The organism is Flavobacterium psychrotrophum (genome assembly GCF_003403075.1).
Taxonomy (GTDB): Bacteria; Bacteroidota; Bacteroidia; order Flavobacteriales; family Flavobacteriaceae; genus Flavobacterium; species Flavobacterium psychrotrophum.
Window position 1 is genome coordinate 1,381,383 of the sequence record NZ_CP031557.1, and the last position, 21,946, is coordinate 1,403,328.

The 21,946-nt window shown below is 40.4% G+C and carries 14 protein-coding genes, 3 tRNA genes and 3 rRNA genes; 12 read left to right on the forward strand and 8 right to left on the reverse strand.

The window, feature by feature from the left end; all coding sequences use genetic code 11:
- Positions 1–67 precede the first annotated feature (67 nt).
- The 3 genes from DYH63_RS06005 to DYH63_RS06015 form a co-directional block, all read right to left on the reverse strand.
- A tRNA-Tyr gene (locus DYH63_RS06005) sits at positions 68–148 on the reverse strand.
- Positions 149–356: 208 nt separating this feature from the next.
- Positions 357–1,541 carry a TlpA disulfide reductase family protein gene (locus tag DYH63_RS06010; protein ID WP_116787951.1) on the reverse strand — a complete coding sequence of 395 codons (1,185 nt, stop codon included), beginning with the start codon at positions 1,539–1,541 and terminating at the stop codon, positions 357–359.
- Positions 1,542–1,593: 52 nt separating this feature from the next.
- Complete coding sequence (locus DYH63_RS06015; RefSeq protein WP_116787952.1) at positions 1,594–3,003, reverse strand: MBL fold metallo-hydrolase; 1,410 nt, start codon at positions 3,001–3,003, stop codon at positions 1,594–1,596.
- Positions 3,004–3,357: 354 nt separating this feature from the next.
- Between DYH63_RS06015 and DYH63_RS06020 the strand changes: the two genes are divergently transcribed.
- From DYH63_RS06020 to lpdA, 3 genes are all read left to right on the forward strand, one after another.
- Positions 3,358–4,632, forward strand: a complete 1,275-nt coding sequence (locus DYH63_RS06020) for a Glu/Leu/Phe/Val family dehydrogenase (protein ID WP_116787953.1) — start codon at positions 3,358–3,360, stop codon at positions 4,630–4,632.
- Positions 4,633–4,759: 127 nt separating this feature from the next.
- Entirely contained in the window at positions 4,760–5,308 is a 549-nt protein-coding gene (locus DYH63_RS06025) for a hypothetical protein (protein ID WP_162926941.1), read from the forward strand.
- 131 nt (positions 5,309–5,439) lie between these two features.
- Positions 5,440–6,846: a dihydrolipoyl dehydrogenase gene (gene lpdA, locus DYH63_RS06030; RefSeq protein ID WP_116787955.1), complete on the forward strand. Its 1,407-nt coding sequence runs from the start codon at positions 5,440–5,442 to the stop codon at positions 6,844–6,846.
- A 76-nt stretch (positions 6,847–6,922) separates the two neighbouring features.
- Here lpdA and DYH63_RS06035 read toward each other — a convergent pair whose 3' ends face one another.
- A complete protein-coding gene (locus DYH63_RS06035; RefSeq protein WP_116787956.1) occupies positions 6,923–7,450 on the reverse strand; it encodes a hypothetical protein in 528 nt (175 codons plus the stop codon).
- Between the two features lie 201 nt (positions 7,451–7,651).
- Here DYH63_RS06035 and DYH63_RS06040 point away from each other — a divergent pair, with 201 nt between their 5' ends.
- Together DYH63_RS06040 and DYH63_RS06045 are read left to right on the forward strand one after the other, a co-directional pair.
- The gene (locus tag DYH63_RS06040) at positions 7,652–9,067 is read left to right on the forward strand and encodes an MATE family efflux transporter (protein ID WP_116790752.1); all 1,416 of its coding nucleotides are present in this window, start codon (positions 7,652–7,654) and stop codon (positions 9,065–9,067) included.
- The gene (locus DYH63_RS06045) at positions 9,067–9,297 is read left to right on the forward strand and encodes a DUF8828 family protein (RefSeq protein ID WP_116787957.1); all 231 of its coding nucleotides are present in this window, start codon (positions 9,067–9,069) and stop codon (positions 9,295–9,297) included. Before DYH63_RS06040 ends, DYH63_RS06045 begins: the two co-directional genes overlap by 1 nt.
- 167 nt (positions 9,298–9,464) lie before the next feature.
- On the opposite strand, the gene DYH63_RS06050 is transcribed toward DYH63_RS06045, so the two are convergent.
- Positions 9,465–11,441, reverse strand: a complete 1,977-nt coding sequence (locus tag DYH63_RS06050; protein WP_116787958.1) for a trehalase family glycosidase — start codon at positions 11,439–11,441, stop codon at positions 9,465–9,467.
- 1,183 nt (positions 11,442–12,624) lie between these two features.
- Here DYH63_RS06050 and DYH63_RS06055 point away from each other — a divergent pair.
- The 5 genes from DYH63_RS06055 to rrf all read left to right on the forward strand — a co-directional run bounded on the left by DYH63_RS06055 (position 12,625) and on the right by rrf (position 17,844).
- Positions 12,625–14,140, forward strand: a 16S ribosomal RNA gene (locus DYH63_RS06055).
- 105 nt (positions 14,141–14,245) lie between these two features.
- Positions 14,246–14,319, forward strand: a tRNA-Ile gene (locus tag DYH63_RS06060).
- A gap of 93 nt (positions 14,320–14,412) precedes the next feature.
- A tRNA-Ala gene (locus DYH63_RS06065) sits at positions 14,413–14,486 on the forward strand.
- Positions 14,487–14,706: 220 nt separating this feature from the next.
- Positions 14,707–17,586, forward strand: a 23S ribosomal RNA gene (locus DYH63_RS06070).
- Between the two features lie 149 nt (positions 17,587–17,735).
- Positions 17,736–17,844: ribosomal RNA gene (rrf, locus tag DYH63_RS06075) — 5S ribosomal RNA — on the forward strand.
- Together the 16S, 23S and 5S rRNA genes with 2 tRNA genes alongside form the textbook arrangement of a ribosomal RNA operon.
- A gap of 386 nt (positions 17,845–18,230) precedes the next feature.
- On the opposite strand, the gene DYH63_RS06085 is transcribed toward rrf, so the two are convergent.
- Positions 18,231–18,890 (reverse strand): hypothetical protein, encoded by a 660-nt coding sequence (locus DYH63_RS06085; protein WP_116787959.1) that lies wholly within the window; start codon positions 18,888–18,890, stop codon positions 18,231–18,233.
- Positions 18,891–19,074: 184 nt separating this feature from the next.
- Between DYH63_RS06085 and DYH63_RS06090 the strand changes: the two genes are divergently transcribed.
- Positions 19,075–20,184 carry a serine hydrolase domain-containing protein gene (locus tag DYH63_RS06090; protein WP_116787960.1) on the forward strand — a complete coding sequence of 370 codons (1,110 nt, stop codon included), beginning with the start codon at positions 19,075–19,077 and terminating at the stop codon, positions 20,182–20,184.
- 86 nt (positions 20,185–20,270) lie between these two features.
- On the opposite strand, the gene DYH63_RS21240 is transcribed toward DYH63_RS06090, so the two are convergent.
- Positions 20,271–20,441 (reverse strand): hypothetical protein, encoded by a 171-nt coding sequence (locus tag DYH63_RS21240; protein ID WP_162926942.1) that lies wholly within the window; start codon positions 20,439–20,441, stop codon positions 20,271–20,273.
- Positions 20,442–20,583: 142 nt separating this feature from the next.
- Here DYH63_RS21240 and DYH63_RS06095 point away from each other — a divergent pair, with 142 nt between their 5' ends.
- Positions 20,584–21,027: a hypothetical protein gene (locus DYH63_RS06095; RefSeq protein ID WP_116787961.1), complete on the forward strand. Its 444-nt coding sequence runs from the start codon at positions 20,584–20,586 to the stop codon at positions 21,025–21,027.
- A gap of 28 nt (positions 21,028–21,055) precedes the next feature.
- Here DYH63_RS06095 and DYH63_RS06100 read toward each other — a convergent pair whose 3' ends face one another.
- Complete coding sequence (locus DYH63_RS06100; RefSeq protein WP_116787962.1) at positions 21,056–21,922, reverse strand: bestrophin family protein; 867 nt, start codon at positions 21,920–21,922, stop codon at positions 21,056–21,058.
- Between the last annotated feature and the right edge of the window lie 24 nt (positions 21,923–21,946).

The window sequence follows — 21,946 nt, forward strand, 5'->3', positions numbered from 1 at the left end:
AATCCTCATACTCCGTTTTGCAGATTTTTCTAAAATAAAAAAGCCTGTAGTTTTCTACAGGCTTTAGTGGGGAGAGCAGGATTCGAACCTGCGAAGATTGCTCAACGGATTTACAGTCCGTCCTCGTTGGCCGCTTGAGTATCTCCCCATAGAGGTACCTTTTAACGGGTCATCTTATCGCTATTGCGTTGCAAATATAAGGCTGTTTTTTAATTGTACAAATATATATTCGCTTAATTTTCGCACTATTTTTTAAGGAATTGAGAGTTAATGTTATAGCTCTTTAATTTTTTTCAAAATAAAAGTCCGCCTTTATAAAAGCGGACTCTAAATGCTGTTTTGTATACTTTAAAGTGTTATAAAAGCTCTTTTATCTTAGCATCAAGTTGCGCGCCACGCAGGTCTTTAGCTATTATTTTACCGTCTTTATCTAAAATAAATGTAGTGGGTACCTGCTCTACACCATATAGTTTGGCAATGGGCTCGTTCCAGTACTTAAGGTTAGAGATGTGGTTCCAGGCAAGTTTATCGTCAGAAATGGCTTTTTTCCAGGCGTCGGCTTTTTTATCAAGCGAAACTCCAATGATGTTTAAACCTTTTGTGTGGTATTTATTATATACTTCTACTACATGCGGATTTTCTGCACGGCAAGGAGGGCACCATGAAGCCCAAAAGTCTATAATGGTAACTTTTCCCATAGCCTGTTTTAAAGATAGTTGTTTACCATCTGGCGTAGGTGCTGAAAACTGTGGTGCAAGCTCGCCCACTTTGGCGCCTGTGGCTTCTGGGGCAGCTTCTGGTTCAGGTTGTGGCTGTGGTGCAGCCTCAGCCTTCTTCATCTCATCCATCTTTTTAAAATAGTCTGCTATTTGCTTACCACCCGGAGTTTTTTTAATTGACTCATCAAAGCCGTCAAAAAGTGCTTTTACCTCTTCCGGTTTTTTTATGGCCATCTGGTTTACAAAGCCTAATACATTTATGTTTACAAAAGCTTTAGGATTAGCTTTAATAAAATCGGTATATACTTTGTCTGCTTCAGTTATTATAACTTTTTGCTCCTTTATTATTTTGTTTGTAGCTACGGTATCGCCTTTTTGCATGGCAGCCATATACTTATCTTTGTTGGCCTTACCGAATTTTTGGAATTTAACATCAAAGCCTTTTTTGATTTCTTTAAAATCTTCAAGCTTATCATTGTTATAAGTTCCTCCTACTTTAGATTTTTGAAGGGTGTCTTTGTCTATCTCCAGTTCAATCTCTCCGGGTTCTAATACAAAATCAAGCTTTTGTTCAGCTAATCCCTGTACGCTTATATAATATATTTCAGGAGAAGATACGGTGTCTTTAAATATAAACTTAGCGTCTTTTATTTTTGCGGTATCTACAGGTGCTACGCCCATCATACCTTGTTTTTCTAATATAACAGTTTTTCCTTCCCAGCTCGGGTCTACATTTCCTGTTATTTCATATTCGTTGTCTGCCAGGTTTTTACATGATGCCATAAGTGCGGCAACTGCCAGAAACAATGCTATTTTTTTCATTTAACTATTTGTTTTTAAGATAAGGTTTTATTGTTAGTTATACCTGCTGCATTTAAAATGCGGCGGGCTGGTTAAGGGTTGTTTTTACAGATGTATTTTTAATGCCACCAAAGCCCTTTTCAATGTTTATCATGTTGTGGTAACCCCGTGCTTTAAGGATAGATGCCATGATAACAGACCGGTAACCACCTGCACAATGAAGGTAGAAATCAGACTCTTTAGGCACTTCGGCCAGTTGTTCGTTTACAAAGTCAAGCGGTATGTTTAAAGCTCCTATTACATGTCCACCTTCAAATTCTGATGGCTTGCGCGAATCAACTACTATCGTACTGTTTTCATTTGCTGCAGCTTCAAATGCTTCAGGCGTTATAGAACGAATACTGTCGGTGTCAAAACCGGCATTTTTCCAGGCCGAAATAGCACCACTCAGGTAGCCCAATGAATTATCAAAGCCTACACGCGCAAGGCGGGTAATGGTTTCTTCTTCTTTACCTTCGGGGGTAACAAGTAATAATGGCTGGTTAACATCCATAATTAGCGCACCTACCCAGGGAGCGAAGCTTCCGTTAAGGCCAATAAAAACAGATCCCGGTATGTGCTCTGCTATGAAGTCATTTTCATGCCTTACATCAAGAACTAAAGCTCCGGTTTCAGATGCTATGGCTTCAAATTCGGCAGGGGAGAGGGCTTTTGCTCCTTTTTCTATTACTGTATCAAGGCTGTCGTATCCTTTAATATTCAGCATTACATTTTGAGGGAAATAAGCAGGTGGCCTGCCCAGCCCGTCTAGCAGTTCGGTAGTAAACTCTTTAAGAGTCATGTCAGCACGCAGCGCATAATTAGTGCGTTTTTGGTTACCCAAGGTATCTGTAGTTTCTTTACTCATGTTTTTCCCGCAGGCACTGCCGGCTCCATGGCTTGGGTATACTATGGTTTCATCTGGCAATACCATTATTTTTTCTCTCAGCGAACTGTAAAGGTGTGCTGCAAGTACTTCCTGTGTTAGTTCGGTGGTAAGTGCCTGTGCAAGGTCTGGCCTTCCTACATCGCCTATAAATAAAGTGTCTCCGGTAATAATGCCGTGAATGCTCTTATTTTCATCCAGCAGCAGGTAGCAGGTACTTTCCAGCGTGTGGCCGGGTGTATGTATGGCTTTAATAATATAGTTGCCAATGGTAAATTCCTGGCCGTCCTGTGCTATCAGCGCATCAAATTCAGGCCTTGCGGTAGGGCCATATACAATTTGCGCACCTGTTTTATGTGCCAGGTCAATATGACCCGATACAAAATCGGCATGAAAGTGAGTTTCAAAAATATATTTAATTTTAGCTCCGTCTTTTTCGGCCCGGGCTATATATGGCTGTACTTCCCTGAGTGGGTCAAAAATGGCAGCCTCGCCGTTGTTTTCAAGGTAATATGCCGCCTGCGCGATACATCCTGTATATATTTGTTCAATTTTCATTAAAAATGGTTTATAAGCCCCCTTTTGTTATATTGTTACAATTAAAAAAACTACATTTGGGGTAACGTTGCAAATATACCAATTTAAAAGATACACAACCCCTCCTTTATAGGGGAAGCAATTGTAAAAACGTTATGTTTTTTTTTGATTATACCCTATTATAAACATAGGTCTATGTCCGTTAAAAATTGTTATTTTTGTATTAAAACGATGTTAAATAAGATTTCAATTAAATTAATCATAATTTTATTTAATATTTTTTGTGTTATTTGTAATTGTTAATACCTTTGTGTATATATTTGTATCAAATTTACGAGTACCAAATCTTGTTTTAATTTAAGTTGTAATATAGGTATGGCAACAGCTGCAAAACCCCGCAAAATGGGGATGTATGAAAACGTTAAGAACCAGTTTGAAAAGGCTTCAGAAGTAATGGGCCTTGATGAGAGTCTTAAGAAAATTTTAGCTTTAACAAATAATGAAATAGTTGTTCACTTTCCGGTAAAGATGGATAACGGTGAAGTACAGGTATTTACAGGATACCGTGTGCAACACAATAACTTTTTGGGGCCGTATAAAGGTGGGCTTCGCTATCACGAAACGGTAGACCTTGATGCTGCACGTGCACTGGCTACCTGGATGACCTGGAAAACATCGCTTGCCGGACTTCCTTACGGAGGCGGTAAAGGTGGTATTCAGCTTGATCCAAAAAAATATAGCCAGGGAGAACTTGAAAGGATAACCCGCAGGTTTACTTTCGCACTGGGCGATAACATAGGCCCAGAGCATGACATCCCAGCACCGGATGTTAATACCAATGCCCAGATGATGGCTTGGATCGCTGATACTTACATGAGTACAAAGGCTCCGGCAGAACGTTCTAAAAACCAGCACGTTGTTACGGGTAAGCCGGTAGGGTCTGGTGGTCTTGAAGGGCGCGACAGGGCTACAGGCTTTGGTGTTGTTGTAACACTTGAGGCGTGGGCTAAACTTAGAAATACTTCTCTTGAAGGTAAAAGGTATATAGTACAGGGGTTTGGTAACGTAGGTTACTGGGCAGCGCATTTTATGAACAAAAATGGTGCTATACTTGTAGGTGTTCAGGATGCAACAGGAACTATTTACAACCCTGATGGTATGGATCCTGAGGATCTTTTAAAATACCAGAGCGATAATGCTACTATACACGGTTATACAGACCATGATTTTGACAGTTCAAAATTCTTTGGTATTGACTGCGACATTATTATTCCTGCGGCACTGGGTAACCAGATAACCGAAGATAACGCTGCTGATATTAAGGCACAGGTTATTGCTGAAGGCGCTAATGGCCCTACAGATACCGAAGGAGAAGCTATATTGCTTGCTAAAGGTGTAGAGATCATTCCTGATATTCTATGTAACTCTGGTGGTGTAATAGGTTCTTACTTCGAGTGGCTGCAAAACCGTAACGGTGAAATGTGGACTATGGATGATGTAATTGTTAAACTGCGCCGCAAGCTTGAAGAAGCTTTTGGTAAAGTTATAGACAGCTCAGATAAATATAAAACGGACTGGAGGACTGCTGCTTATATAGTTGCACTTACCAGAATAGAAATGGCTTATAAACAAAGAGGTATTTTTCCATAAATAAATCTTTTATTATAGATATACAAAGGCGCTCAGGAATGGGCGTCTTTTTTTGTGGCATTATAGAGAGTATAAATACTATATTTGAAAAAGTTTATTATTCGTTTACCAATCAACCAGCATTACAATGGGAATGATATTTTTCTTTATGGTTTTATTTACCATTTTTATTTTAGGTGGTTTACTTTACCTGCTCTATATACCTTTTAAAATATGGTTAGTTAGGACTGAAAGATTGAGTTTTGAAAAGAGCAGAAGGATCAATAAAATATATTTTGGGATTTTAACGGCAATTGTTCTCGCTATTACATATATAGGTATTTTTCCTGATGAAAGTTTTTATGCAGATGAATTCAAAAGAGTAACCTTAAGGAAATTACCTGATTCGGCTGATTTTATATCTAAATCTGCATCTTACCCGGATTTTCATGGAGAATATTGGTCGCGGTCTGAAATAGAATTATCAAGACCAGAATATAATAAGCTGTTGATGGAGCTTTATAAAGACGAAAGGTTTAATAAAAACTTTCAGAGATTATCTTTTGAAGGGGGTAAAAATACAAAAGATATTACCTATCAGTTTCTAAGGGAGATAGAAGAGGAGAGTGATCTATATTTATATATTGGCTTTAGTAAAAATAAAAAAACGATTTATGTAGACCTAAGCCGCTCGTAAATTGAGGTGGTAAGTATATGCTGGACAACCATAAATTTCACTCATAATTTACAACCGTTTCTTTACACCCAATTAAATGTTATTGCCTAAATTTGCGGTACAAATATCAAAACGATTAAAACTTTATCTATATGAGTTCATTTGACGTTGTCGTTATAGGTTCGGGACCCGGCGGCTATGTAGCTGCTATCCGTGCTGCGCAATTAGGCTTTACTACTGCAATCATCGAAAAATATTCAACCCTTGGCGGTACCTGTCTTAACGTAGGCTGTATACCAAGCAAGGCTTTGCTTGATTCTTCTCACCACTATCATGATGCCCACTCTAACTTTAAAGAGCATGGTATTGATATTGCCGGAGAAATAAAAGTAAACTTCGAGCAAATGATAGCCCGTAAGCAGGGTGTTGTTGACCAGAATGTAAGCGGTATTAAATACCTTATGGACAAAAACAAGATTACTGTTTTTGAAGGTCTTGGTTCTTTTGAAGATGCTACCCACGTTAAGGTTACTAAGAACGACGGAACTGAAGAGGTTATCGAGGCAAAAAACACCATTATTGCTACAGGTTCTAAGCCATCGTCACTTCCTTTCATAAAAATTGATAAAGAAAAAATAATTACCTCTACAGAAGCCCTTAAGCTTAAAGAAGTGCCTAAGCACCTTATCGTTATTGGTGGTGGTGTTATAGGCCTTGAACTTGGCCAGGTATACCTGCGCCTTGGTGCACAGGTTAGTGTAGTAGAATATCTTGACCGTATTATTCCGGGTATGGATGCCGGCCTTAGTAAAGAACTTACTAAAGTACTTAAGAAACAAGGTATGAAATTCTACACGTCGCACAAAGTAAAATCGGTAGAGCGTGCAGGCGAAGGTGTGCAGGTTCAGGCTGAGAATGCTAAAGGCGAAACTATTACCCTTGATGGCGATTATGCACTGGTATCTGTAGGACGTCGTCCGTTTACAGATGGACTTAATGCTGACAAAGCCGGAGTAAAAATTACTGAGCGCGGACAAATTGAAGTTAACGATCACCTGCAAACCAGCGTTCCTAACATCTATGCTATAGGCGATGTTGTTAAAGGTGCTATGCTTGCGCACAAAGCAGAAGAAGAAGGTGTATTTGTTGCAGAAACCATTGCCGGGCAAAAACCACACATTGACTATAACCTTATACCGGGTGTTGTGTATACATGGCCAGAGGTTGCTGCTGTAGGTAAGACCGAAGAGCAACTTAAGGAAGCCGGTGTTGCATACAAATCAGGTAGTTTCCCGTTCAAGGCATTAGGACGTAGCCGTGCAAGTATGGATACTGATGGTTTTGTGAAAATATTAGCCGATGCCACTACAGACGAAGTTTTAGGTATACACATGATAGGTGCCCGTACTGCTGACCTTATTGCTGAAGCAGTTATAGCTATGGAGTTCAAAGCAAGCGCAGAGGATATTGCAAGATCATCTCATGCACACCCTACCTATGCTGAAGCTGTTAAAGAAGCTGCTCTTGCAGCTACCGAAAATAGGGCGATACATATATAATACGTATTTACATAAAATAGCAAAACCCACTTCTAACAAGGTGGGTTTTGTGTTTTAGATCAGGTTATATGTAGTGTTAAAGCTTAAACCCGTATGCCAGGCGCAGCGCAATCTGGTCGGCATGAAAATCATTCATACCCTCATAGCGCACACTAATGTCTATAATATCGGTAGCATACCCAATGCCGGGTGCCCATATAAATGTAGTCTGGTCATAGTTATTGGTTACTGCAAAACCAGCACCTACTTCGCCCAGTACATAAAACTGGTCTTCCCATACAAATGCCTTAAAACCCGCCTTTGCAGGAATAAACCCAAGATCTTTAATATCGCCATCTCCAAAAAGGTTAGTAAAACCGGTTGTAAGTGTTAGCGATGTCTTTTTGGTAAGGTCATACTGAAACCTTACATCGCCACCCAGTGCCCAGTTAAAATAGTCTCCTGTTGTAACACCACCATTAACGGCAAAGCCTAAACGGTAGCTTTGACTATAATTATCAATAGCGGGGTTATTAGTTCCCTCAATTTTTTGCGCAAACGCCGTCATGCCAAGCATCATCATGCCCGATAACAGCAATCCTTTTAAATTAATCATCCTTTTCATGGCTCTCATTTGTTTTATGTTAGTAAGTCAAAATTAGCCCGATTGGATTACTAATAATCGTAATATCCTGTTAAATAAGTGTCAATGAAATAATAAAGTTAGGACTTGTACTACATAACCTGATGATTTAAAATATTTTACCATATGACAAATTGCCGTTTTAAGTCAACGGCGTACCTTTGCAGCCTAAAAATTATAACTTTGGCACTCGCAACCTATACTAAAGAATTTCGAAATAATATACAACTGGCTTATCCTGTTATATTAGGTATGCTGGGGCATACCCTTATTGGCCTGATAGATAATATAATGGTAGGTCATTTGGGTAGTGCAGAGCTTGCTGCTGTATCTTTAGGTAACAGTTTTGTATTTATTGCCATGAGTGTAGGCATTGGGTTTAGTACTGCAATAACGCCAATTGTAGCACAGGGAGATGGCGCAAAAGATGACATTATGGTACGCTCGGCGTTTCATCACGGTTTACTGTTATGTACTGTTTTGGGACTTTTGCTGTTTGGCATTGTAGAAGCTGCCAAGCCATTAATGTATCTTATGAAACAACCGGCAGAAGTTATAGCACTTGCATCTCCGTTTATAAGCTGGGTAGCATTTTCGCTTATCCCCATGATTATCTTTCAGGCATACAAGCAATTTTCAGATGGTATGTCTTTAACAAAATATGCCATGTATGCGGTTATCTTTAGCAACGCAATACACATTCCGCTAAACTATGTCCTTATATATGGTGTATGGGGCTTGCCTAAAATGGGTATGATGGGTGCAGCGGCCGGTACTGTAATATCGCGTATAGCCATGCTACTGTTTATGCACATTGCCATATCGCAGAATAAAAAACTAACGCAGTATATTAAAGGTTTTAGCTTTGGCGAAATCAAAAAGAGCATGATCAAAAAAATTGTGGGTCTGGGGCTGCCATCAGGTATGCAGATGTTTTTTGAAGTGGCCTTGTTTACCTCTGCCGTATGGCTATCGGGCTTTTTGGGTACAACAAATCAGGCAGCTAACCAGATAGCGCTTAGCCTTGCCAGTTTTACTTTTATGTTTGCCATGGGGCTAAGTGTTGCAGCTATGGTACGCGTAGGCAACCAAAAGGGGCAGCAGGATTATATAAAACTACGTGTTGTGGCACGGTCTATTTTTTTAATGGCTATAATTATAGAAACGGTTTTTGCATTACTTTTTGTGGCGCTGCATAATGTGCTGCCTTACCTGTTTGTGAATTCTGAACACATTTCGCAGGTACAGGATACCGCCGAAGTTATTGGTATCGCGGCACAGTTGCTAATTGTAGCAGCCATCTTTCAGCTTAGCGATGGCGTGCAGGTGGTAGTACTTGGTGCACTGCGCGGATTACAGGATGTGAAAATACCTACTATAATAACTTTTGTGGCATATTGGGTTATTGGTTTCCCCATATCTTTTTACCTGGGGTTGTATACCGAATTAAAAGCCATAGGTATCTGGATAGGATTATTGGCAGGGCTTACTGCAGCCGCAATATTTTTGTATCTTCGCTTTAACTTTCTTACAGATAAATTTATCAGTGAGGGAGAACAACCTGTTAAATTAAAATTGAAAACCGAAACAGAAATATAATGGAACTACCAAAATTTATACTTGGCGATAATACTGATTTCCCGGAAGATATCTTTATTGTGCACCTCGATTACCCACGCTTTATCATTAACCTTAAAGACGATGAAGTAGAGTTTTTAGAAGAGCCGGAAGATCTTGATGAAAATGAGCTTAATGCCGAAATGGAAGGCCTTATCGTGGCAGCAAACGAATTTTACGACCGTGAAATGGAACGCTACGAGCAGCAATAATATTTAATAATTGAAAAATCAGATTTCAGAATGAGATGCTTTCACATTCTGAAATCTGATTTTTTTATTCCGATTTTCGTTGAGTACATATTTTGAGACCATCTCTGCTGAGGATATACCCAAAACGACATCAGTCTTGGATAAAGCTTATTCTGAAATCTAAATTCTTACTTCTTAATTCCAAAAACGCTATCCGGTTTTTCCAGCGCATCCAGCTTTTTAATATATTCGTCGGGCAACAGGCTCATGCCATATTGGTAAGAAGCATTCATCCAACCAAAGCCACTGCGGGTAATGTAAGCAAAATCGGTACCAACATTACCATACTCAGCATATACTTTGTGGCTACCCAGTACCACATCATACTTCTCCGGAATTGTACCATTATAATCTACCGCATTACGGGTTATCATATATAGCCATCTGTATACCATTTCTCGGGCTTCATTTTCATAACCATAATTCAGCAGCCCTTTCCACAACAGCATTTGGTGCGGTGCCCATCCGTTAGGGTAGTCCCACTGGCGTTGTACCTCATTAAGTGCATACTTATCAGTACTTTCTTTAGAAGATCCTGCAAAACCGCCTTCTTCTTTTAGTTCTTTCATAAGCACGGTAACCATTTTAGAAGCCTCATCTTTAGTGCACAGTCCTGCCCAAAGCGGGAAGAAATTTGTAGCCGACATAAAATCAGTACGCTGCTGTGTTTTTACATTGTAGTCAAAAAAGCACTGTTGTTTTTCGTTCCAAAGATATTTGTGCATCAGCATTTTTCGCTTTTCGGCCTGCTCATGCCAGTAATTAGCGGTATATGTTTTACCATCAGTACCTTTAAAACCGTGCTTAAAATAAGTGCCTATTAAAAATTCGAAATCTTTTTCATACTTATATAATAAAGAGTTTACGTCAACACAGTTTAGGTCGGCCGCAATATTGTCAAGGCGCCAGCTGGTATCGTGACCGCTTTCACGCAAGGTACGATCGTGTACAAAGTAACGGTCGAGTGCGGGGCTTTTAATACTACCATGCTTGTATTTATCTTCAAATTCGGCCTCGGTCATATTATTCTTTTCTGCAAACTCCTGTAATATCTCTTTAAAATGGCCTTCTTCTGTTTCCGGCGGAATGCCTATACCATCAGCATAGTAACGGTTAAGTCCAGTTTCAGGAGTATAACGGTTGCCTTCCATCCATACTGTATTATATTCCTGTATGCAAATTGCCAGGCTTTCGGCTAGCCAGTCTTTATCTTTGGCATGCATGCTTTGATACACCTCCCTTATAAATGAAGATAAAAAAGGAGGCTGTGTCCGGGTTAGATAATACGATCGGTTAGCATTTAGTATCTTGCCGTAATGCTTTATCTGGTAACAAAAATTATCAACCATTCCCTTTGCGAGATCATCCCTTCGATCCAGTAGCAGGCCAATGCCTTCAAAATAACTATCCCAACCGTACATTTCGTTAAAGCGTCCGCCGGGAACCACAAAAGGTACCCCTCTATTATCTTCTATTTTTAAAGAAAGTATGCCAGGCTTCTCATTTATAGATTGTACATACTCAGGGGTAATGTTTTTAGGTAATATAACAACGTCCAGGTGCGGACGTTCTTTTTTAAGCGATGTAAAATACGCAATACCCACAGCATCATCATACGGAACATAAATGCGCTGCTGCTTATCATGCATTTTGTCATCGCCTGCAATGCGGTCAAGGCCATCGGCATCAATAGTGCGGGTGAGGTCATCCCAAAACTGGGTTTTAATCCTGCGGGATATGCGCTCGGCGGGTGGTTCCTGTATCTGCCTCAGGCTTATAAGCAGGCTATCGCGGGCACCGTCATTAGCAATAGCAAGTTCCTGCAAAAGGTTGCTTATATAATAAGTGTTGCGCAGTATTACGGTATCGCCTTTTGTGCTGAGCAAAAAATAATCTTTGTTGGGCGGTGCATCGTCTTTGGTAATTCTCTTATCGCCATCGGTATCATAACCTGTAAGCAGGTCGTTAATAGTTTGAGACACCGGAAGGTCAAAAACAGTTTGGCTTTCTATAAATTTATCACTACAACTCATACAACACAGTACTGCAAATACAATTCCGAAAAATGGCACTACAGGTTTATTTATATTAGAATTAACGCTCATTTTTTTAATAACTACTTGTACAAAGGGTGTACAAAACTTAAATTTAGAAATTCTTACAAGGGTGTGCAACAATTAGGGGAGGGGTTAACAATATATTAGGACATCTTTTTATATTTAACCATCTAGATTTACCATTACATATAAGAGTGTAAAATTTTAGGGTCTTAAATTAGAATAGAACAAATATGCCGGATTTACTGTTTGCAGATAACCCGGCTACGTTAAATTTGTTTCGATATGGCTTCTGATATATGATAATATATACCTGGCTGTACGTTATTATGACGAACATCTTGTAAAAAAGTAGCACTTTAGTATAAATAGGGGTGGTGTAAGGTTAGTTTCTTAAAAAACTTCCCCTCCCAACGCCCACGTTAATAGAACGTTAAGATAAAGTTTCAAAAAAGGGGTTTAAAAGGCTTGTAAAAGATAAAAAGAGTTGTAGATTTGCACCCGCATCACAGCAGACGTTCTTTACCACGATGACACTAATAAGGCAGAAGGTTTTTAACCGGAAACCACTTTCAAAAAAAAGTAAAAAAGATTAGGAGATAACGAAAAGTTTACTACTTTTGCACCCGCAACTACGGCAAACGATCTTAGCTTCTAAACTTCAGGAAAACCCAGTAAATACTGGTTATCCGCTTCGAAATAAATTTGAAAAAAGTTAGAAAAACATTAGGAGGAAAGAAAAAGTTTACTACTTTTGCACCCGCAACTACGGCGACGTACTTTGAGAGACTGAAACACGAGACGGATTTGAAAAGAAATTATTTACTCATATATATATGAGTTGTGAAAAATCTTTAAAAAAGCATCGAAAAAAAAGTTTAAAAAAAGCTTGGAATTAAAAAGGAAAAGATAGTATCTTTGCCCTCCCAAACCGCAAGGAATGGGATAGATTGAAAAGCAAAACGAACTTTAAAACGAAGCTAAGATAAAGAAAATAAATTTTCAAAAAAAAGCTTGTGAGTTTAAAAAGAAGTTGTAGTTTTGCAGCCGCTTAGAGAATGAGAAGATAAAGAAACAATATTTGAATCTTTAAATTTTAAATCTTTAACTGGAAAACAGAAAGACACGTTCATAGACATATTGGATTGACAGCATAAGAGAGAGTAAGACTACTAGCTTTTATTGAATTAAAGAATACCTAGCAACAAAGGTCGTAAAAATATAAAAATATACGATGAAGAGTTTGATCCTGGCTCAGGATGAACGCTAGCGGCAGGCCTAACACATGCAAGTCGAGGGGTAGAAGTCTTCGGACTTTGAGACCGGCGCACGGGTGCGTAACGCGTATGCAATCTACCTTGTACAGGGGGATAGCCCAGAGAAATTTGGATTAATACCCCATAGTATATTTGAGTGGCATCACTTGATTATTAAAGTTCCAACGGTGCAAGATGAGCATGCGTCCCATTAGTTAGTTGGTGTGGTAACGGCACACCAAGACAATGATGGGTAGGGGTCCTGAGAGGGAGATCCCCCACACTGGTACTGAGACACGGACCAGACTCCTACGGGAGGCAGCAGTGAGGAATATTGGTCAATGGGCGAGAGCCTGAACCAGCCATGCCGCGTGCAGGATGACGCATCTATGGTGTGTAAACTGCTTTTGTACGGGAAGAAACACTGCTACGTGTAGCAGCTTGACGGTACCGTAAGAATAAGGATCGGCTAACTCCGTGCCAGCAGCCGCGGTAATACGGAGGATCCAAGCGTTATCCGGAATCATTGGGTTTAAAGGGTCCGTAGGCGGTTTTATAAGTCAGTGGTGAAATCCGGCAGCTCAACTGTCGAACTGCCATTGATACTGTAGAACTTGAATTATTGTGAAGTAACTAGAATATGTAGTGTAGCGGTGAAATGCTTAGATATTACATGGAATACCAATTGCGAAGGCAGGTTACTAACAGTGGATTGACGCTGATGGACGAAAGCGTGGGGAGCGAACAGGATTAGATACCCTGGTAGTCCACGCCGTAAACGATGGATACTAGCTGTTTGAACGCAAGTTTGAGTGGCTAAGCGAAAGTGATAAGTATCCCACCTGGGGAGTACGGGCGCAAGCCTGAAACTCAAAGGAATTGACGGGGGCCCGCACAAGCGGTGGAGCATGTGGTTTAATTCGATGATACGCGAGGAACCTTACCAGGGCTTAAATGTAGAGTGACAGGACTGGAAACAGTTTTTTCTTCGGACACTTTACAAGGTGCTGCATGGTTGTCGTCAGCTCGTGCCGTGAGGTGTCAGGTTAAGTCCTATAACGAGCGCAACCCCTGTCGTTAGTTGCCAGCGAGTCATGTCGGGAACTCTAACGAGACTGCCGGTGCAAACCGTGAGGAAGGTGGGGATGACGTCAAATCATCACGGCCCTTACGTCCTGGGCTACACACGTGCTACAATGGCAGGTACAGAGAGCAGCCACTTCGCAAGGAGGAGCGAATCTATAAAGCCTGTCTCAGTTCGGATTGGAGTCTGCAACCCGACTCCATGAAGCTGGAATCGCTAGTAATCGGATATCAGCCATGATCCGGTGAATACGTTCCCGGGCCTTGTACACACCGCCCGTCAAGCCATGGAAGCTGGGGGTACCTGAAGTCGGTGACCGCAAGGAGCTGCCTAGGGTAAAACTGGTAACTGGGGCTAAGTCGTAACAAGGTAGCCGTACCGGAAGGTGCGGCTGGAACACCTCCTTTCTAGAGACACGACCGTTAGGTAAAATTAAAGAAGTAAAGATGGATACATCTTACTCTCGCTGTTAGTTCAAATAATATAATAAGGAGTAAAAGAGGATATTTTATAGTCTCGTAGCTCAGCTGGTTAGAGTACTACACTGATAATGTAGGGGTCGGCAGTTCGAGTCTGCCCGGGACTACTAATTTTACACTTATTAAAGGAAATTCTGGAGGTTGAGTGCCTTATTAATTGAAATTTGGGATTTGATACTTAGAATTTCAATACAAATAATGGGGGATTAGCTCAGCTGGCTAGAGCGCCTGCCTTGCACGCAGGAGGTCATCGGTTCGACTCCGATATTCTCCACAAATCGATTAGTCGATTTGAAGATTAGATAATTTGAAGATTTATTTTCAAATGGTTGAATTTTCAAATTTTCAAATTGAAAAAAGTTCATTGACATATTGAGATAAGAAAAACAAGAAAAATATAGAAAGCATGTAAAGTGTTGAAATGTTTTAAGAGTTGAAAGTTTAAAAGTTGCAAAACTTTATAACGTTCAACATTATAACTTCAACCGTAAGTACAATAAGCAAAATAAGGGCGTATGGGGGATGCCTGTGGCTCTCAGAGGCGAAGAAGGACGTGATAAGCTGCGAAAAGCTGCGGGGATTGGCACATACGAATTGATCCGCAGATATCCGAATGGGGCAACCCAGTATGTTGAAGACATACTACTCCGATAGGAGGGCAAACCCGCTGAACTGAAACATCTAAGTAGGCGGAGGAGAAGAAAACAAAAGTGATTCCGTAAGTAGTGGCGAGCGAACGCGGAATAGCCCAAACCAAAGTTGTTACGGCAATTTTGGGGTTGTAGGACCACGACATTTGTTGCAAATTGAATTAGAACCATCTGGAAAGTTGGGCCATAGACGGTGATAGCCCGGTATAAGTAAGAGATGTAAATGATAGTGGTATCCTGAGTAGGGCGGGGCACGTGAAACCCTGTCTGAATCTGGCGGGACCATCCGCTAAGGCTAAATACTCCTGAGAGACCGATAGTGAACCAGTACCGTGAGGGAAAGGTGAAAAGAACCGTGAATAACGGAGTGAAATAGATCCTGAAACCATACGCCTACAAGCGGTCGGAGCACCTTTGTGGTGTGACGGCGTGCCTTTTGCATAATGAGCCTACGAGTTACCGTTGCTGGCAAGGATAAGTACTTCAGGTATGGATCCGTAGCGAAAGCGAGTCTTAATAGGGCGCTTTAGTCAGTAATGGTAGACGCGAAACCGTGTGATCTACCCATGGGCAGGATGAAGCTGTGGTAACACACAGTGGAGGTCCGAACCGGTTGACGTTGAAAAGTCTTCGGATGACCTGTGGGTAGGGGTGAAAGGCCAATCAAACTCGGAAATAGCTCGTACTCCCCGAAATGCATTTAGGTGCAGCGCTGGCTTAGTTTATTAGAGGTAGAGCTACTGATTGGATGCGGGGGCTTCACCGCCTACCAATTCCTGACAAACTCCGAATGCTAATAAATGATTACCAGTAGTGAGGGCATGGGTGCTAAGGTCCATGTCCGAGAGGGAAAGAACCCAGACCATCAGCTAAGGTCCCCAAATCTATACTAAGTTGAAAAAACGAGGTTTGTCTGCCCAGACAGCTAGGATGTTGGCTTGGAAGCAGCCATTCATTTAAAGAGTGCGTAACAGCTCACTAGTCGAGCGGACGAGCATGGATAATAATCGGGCATAAGTATAGTACCGAAGCTATGGATTTGTATTATATACAAGTGGTAGGGGAGCATTCTAACAGCGTCGAAGGTGTAATGTGAGTTATGCTGGAGCGGTTAGAAAAGAAAATGTAGGCATAAGTAACGATAAGGGGTGCGAGAAACACCCCCGCCGTAAGACTAAGGTTTCCTCAGCTATGCTAATCAGCTGAGGGTTAGTCGGGACCTAAGGCGAATCCGAAAGGAACAGTCGATGGCCAACGGGTTAATATTCCCGTACTTCTTATAATTGTGATGGGGCGACGGAGTGATGAAAGCACCGCGAACTGACGGAATAGTTCGTTGAAGTACCTAACTATAGGATTTGTAGTCAAATGCGCAGATCCTGGTGAAATACGATAGTACACGGAGCCTTCGGGCAAAGTGATAGTGTGCCTAAGGGCTTCCAAGAAAAACCTCTAAACTTAGATTATAAGAACCCGTACCGTAAACCGACACAGGTAGTCGAGGAGAGTATCCTAAGGCGCTCGAGAGATTCATGGCTAAGGAATTAGGCAAAATAGACCTGTAACTTCGGGAGAAAGGTCGCCAGCAGCAATGCTGGCCGCAGTGAAAAGGTCCAGGCGACTGTTTATCAAAAACACAGGGCTCTGCAAAATCGTAAGATGAAGTATAGGGCCTGACACCTGCCCGGTGCTGGAAGGTTAAGAGGAGATGTTATTTTCGGAGAAGCATTGAATTGAAGCCCCAGTAAACGGCGGCCGTAACTATAACGGTCCTAAGGTAGCGAAATTCCTTGTCGGGTAAGTTCCGACCTGCACGAATGGTGTAACGATCTGGACACTGTCTCAGCCATGAGCTCGGTGAAATTGTAGTATCGGTGAAGATGCCGATTACCCGCAGTGGGACGAAAAGACCCTGTGCACCTTTACTATAGCTTAGTATTGACCTTGGATAATTGATGTGTAGGATAGGTGGGAGACTATGAAGTGGCGTCGCTAGGCGTTGTGGAGTCATTGTTGAAATACCACCCTTTGGTTATCTGAGGCCTAACCCCATATTGTGGGGGACATTGCTTGGTGGGTAGTTTGACTGGGGTGGTCGCCTCCAAAAGAGTAACGGAGGCTTCTAAAGGTTCCCTCAGCACGCTTGGTAACCGTGCGTAGAGTGCAATGGCATAAGGGAGCTTGACTGAGAGACATACAGGTCGATCAGGTACGAAAGTAGAGCATAGTGATCCGGTGGTTCCGCATGGAAGGGCCATCGCTCAAAGGATAAAAGGTACGCCGGGGATAACAGGCTGATCTCCCCCAAGAGCTCATATCGACGGGGGGGTTTGGCACCTCGATGTCGGCTCGTCACATCCTGGGGCTGGAGAAGGTCCCAAGGGTTGGGCTGTTCGCCCATTAAAGTGGCACGCGAGCTGGGTTCAGAACGTCGTGAGACAGTTCGGTCTCTATCTACTGCGGGCGTTAGAAATTTGAGTGGATCTGATTCTAGTACGAGAGGACCGAGTTGGACTGACCTCTAGTGTATCTGTTGTTCCGCCAGGAGCACCGCAGAGTAGCTACGTCGGGAAGGGATAAGCGCTGAAAGCATATAAGCGCGAAACCCACCACAAGATGAGATTTCTTTTAAGGGTCGTGGAAGATGACCACGTTGATAGGCTATAGATGTAAAGGCAGTAATGTCATAGTCGAGTAGTACTAATAACCCGTTAGCTTATGTACGTCTTTCCTGCCCCGCAAGGGGCAGGGAGAACTTTCTAAAAAATAGTACTTGAATTTTTATCTCAGTATGTTAAGATATTGGTTTATGGTTGTGTGTTGTTATACTACAGCATCATCAATAAACGCATTGCCCAAAGCAATGAGCCTTTTAAGGTGATTATTGCGGCGGGGCTCACCTCTTCCCATCCCGAACAGAGAAGTTAAGCCCGCCTGCGCAGATGGTACTGCATTTTGTGGGAGAGTATGTCATCGCCTTTTTTTAGAAAGCCCTTTACAATAGTAAAGGGCTTTTTTGTTTTGGTAAAACCCGCTGTAACTAATATTGGATCAATACCAAAACCTGTGGGTTTTAAAGGATCAATACGAAAACCTGTGGGATTTACAGATTTAAGCATATAAATTAGTAAGCCTAAAGAGAAAGAATTCTACGTTTCTTAAACCCCTGAATTTACTTCTGAAGATTTTTATCTTTGCATGGAAGGATTGTATGAAGAATTTTGCTACTTTAATCACATAATTTATTATCGTTGAGATATAAAGAAAAGTAGCTTAAAATATACTTCTATATAATTCAAGATTATATTATTTTTTTGTAGTTAACTAATTAAATGTCAGGCGAAAATTTTTTTAAAATTTATTTTGTATTACTCTTTTATTATCATTACCCTTCCTTTAAAACCGGTACAGAGACCCCATTCACCTTTCATTAATTGTACCTCCCACTGATCATAAAGTATAAACATTGCTGTGTTTGGCCCACTTGTACCTTGGTTCATAGCTTCAAATTCAATATTGTTAAAGCCATCGTTTAATCTTACTCTTAAAGGTTTGTATGTGTTGTAAAGCGTAAATTCCTGTATTACAACCTGACCATTTACCAAAACTCTAACACGGTCTCCATCTTCTGCACCAAAATCTGCAGCCATAATATCTACATACCCTGACTTAGTACGTATTTCTCCAAAATCCTGATTTCCCCTAAATTCTTTAGCTGAATCACCAGTAGGTTTTACAGTCGTACGGTCAGAAAATTCTTTTGTACGATTTACAAACTTCTCATCAGGATACATACTAAAATCGGCTTTTTTTTCGCCTACGCTGAAGGTAGGATAACCTGGGTTAGACTTCTTTTCCGGTTTGATATTAAATGGGCTGTTAGGCGCTACGGTAGTCGTTGAGGGTTTAACCTCAGTATTATTGTTACTTGCTTTAGGTATAGATATGCCGCTTTTGGTGCCAGTGTCAAACTGTGCCCAAACGGATGATGCTGTTAATGTTAAGACTGCTATGCAAATATTTTTCATAGTGAAAATTGGTGTAGAAACAAAGTAACAAAAATTTTGCCAATATCACTTACCTGTTAAGTATTGATTGAAATTATAACGCTTTAACTTCTTTAAAAGTATGCTGACCGCATCAATATCATCTTGAATTTTCTAATGGTTAAAAGATTTTTTTGATATTTGTATTTGTAATACGAGAGTCCTGATGAAAAATGTTTTAAAGCTTTTACTGTTAACCATATTTATTGTAATGACATTAATGCTTGCTTCCTGTAAAATGAGAAGGTTTGTATATTATAATTTTGCTAATATTACTGATTACAAAATATTTCCCTATCGTACTGCTAAAAACGATTCGATAAAATTTACATTCGAAACACTGGAAAAGCAAAAAGCGCCACGTACCCTGACTTTTGGTAATAAAGAGTATGGTTTTGACGAATATCTTAAAAAAAACAAAACAGTTGCTTTCCTGATTATTAAAAATGATACCCTGCTTTGCGAGAAATATTTTAATGGATATAGCGAAGCATCAATAGTTAATTCTTTTTCAATGGCAAAATCTGTCACTTCCATACTTATTGGTTGTGCAATAGATGATGGTTTTATAAGGTCTGTAGAGGAGCCTGTTATTAAATATGTGCCGGAGCTTACTGGTAAAGGGATGGATGAAATGAGTATAAAAAACTTACTGCAAATGACTAGCGGTATGAAGTATAATGAGAGTTATGTAAATCCATTTGGCGATGCGGCTACCTATTACTATGGCACTAACCTTCGCAAAGCATTAAATAACAGGGAAACTTTACAGGCTCCCGGTACCGAATTTAGTTATAGCAGTGGTGATACCCAAATGCTAGGCCTTGTGCTGGAACGTGCGCTTGAAGGAAAAAATATTACGGAATACTTACAGGAAAAACTCTGGAAACCATTGGGTATGGAATATGATGCCACCTGGAGCCTTGACCGCAGGGAGAACGGACTCGAAAAAACATTTTGCTGCCTTAATGCCCGTGCACGTGATTTTGCGAAAATTGGCCGGTTATACCTTAACAAAGGGAAATGGGACAACAAGCAAATTGTTAGTAAAGAGTGGGTAGATGTAAGCACTACTGCAGATACGCTAGAAGGTGGTGCACCACATTATAAATACCAATGGTGGCTTGAAAAAGATGGTAATTATATGGCACAAGGTATATTGGGTCAATATATCTATGTAGTTCCTAAAAAGAATATGATTATAGTAAGGCTTGGCAAAGACTATGGTAATGCCAAATGGGAATCAATATTTTATTCCCTTTCCAATTTATATTAAACCGTATTATTAAAGTATTGGGATACTATAATTTTGGATATTGTGGAGTATAGAAGTCGGAATATTGCAGCTACCAGCTATCTGAATTACTTGTTCCTGCCCGTGCGGCTGTCTTCGGCATTCCAATCTTCGGTAGAGTCATGACGGTCGCGCTCATCTTCGCGTGTTATATTGCCGTTTTTATCATATCTGGCATTGTTGTTTACGTTGTCGTCTGCGCTGATAATGCCTTGGTTGTTCGTTTTATCTTTATTCATAATTGAATGTTTAATATAAAGCTATTCAATAATTGCTTTCCCATTGGTTAAACAAATGATAATGTTTTGTGTTATATACCATTTAAAAACCTGTTGTACCGATAATTTTGTATTTTGTCAACCTTAAACTCAAATTGTTTTTATGAAGTATTTATTATTTTACATTTGTTTGGTAACATTTTTATGTAGCCTTAGTGTTGTTGCCCAAGATAGTACCGCAACTGCATATGCTGTACCCATCAATAAAGAATTAACTGAAATCAATGCCAATATTGCAGAATACCGCGCAGAGTTAACTGCTCTTCAGACTAAATTATCTGAACTTACAGCCACTGCAAATGAAAAAACAGCGGCGGCAGAAAAATCTGCGTCAGATAATGCCGATGCAGCAAAAAAACTTAAGCGAGACATTACAGATACAAAGAAAGCCAGAAAATCATCAAGAGCTGCAGATCAGGCTGCTTCAGACACTAAGGCTGCCGATAAGGCGAATGCAGCAGTAAAGAAAGCGCAGAAAAAAATAGATGCACTGGAAAAGAAAATAAATAAACAAGAGAAGAAGCTTTTAGAGGCCAATAAGCTATAAATAAACAGGTGCATTTTATATAGCCTATTTAATAAATAAGTTCTTCTACATTTTTACGGATGTTCTCCGATATTTTTTCAAGTGGAAGATCATTAGCATCAGTGCCAAAAGGGTCTTCAATTTCTTCGGCGATAAGCTCCAGGCTTGCAAGTACATAAAATACAAATACCACAACAGGTATAACATAATATCCCAGTTGAAACACATATCCAAACGGTAAGCTCATTACATAAAAGAAAATAAACTTTTTTATAAAAGCACTGTAAGAGTAGGGTATAGGTGTGTTTTTTATACGCTCGCAGGCTCCACTAATATCAGTAAAACTTTGTAGTTCAGCATTAAGAACTATAAGCTGATCACCGGTTATTTTGCCTTGTGTGTAAAGATCATTTGTGTGTTTTAATATTGCTTTGGCAACCTGGTTTGGTTTATGTTTATAGTGGTCTGGCCTTAGTATGGCATTGTCAAAAAGCTCATGACTCACTTCCTCATCTTTCAGGTGTTTGTTTAGTACATAGGCAAAGGCTGGTATAAGTTTTCGGAAAAGCTCCTTATCATTCTTATCCTTAATCATTACAGCTACCTTAATTGCAAAGTTGCGGGAATTATTTACCAGAGCACCCCACAGCCTGCGCCCTTCCCACCAGCGGTCATAAGCGGTGTTAGTACGAAATACTAACAGCATCGAAATTACAAATCCTAAAAGCGCATGTACCACAGTAAGGTTTTTAACGTGGCTTGTTTCAGATAGTTTCCAGTAACTGGTTTCTAACCATGCAATACCCGCAGAATATGCTGCAATGCCTATCATTAAGGGAAGTAACTTCCTGATGGTATCTCCTTTATGAAAACGGAATATAAACGAAAACCATTCTTTTGGGTTGTATGATATCATAGCTGGTTTTTTCGGCTAAAATAA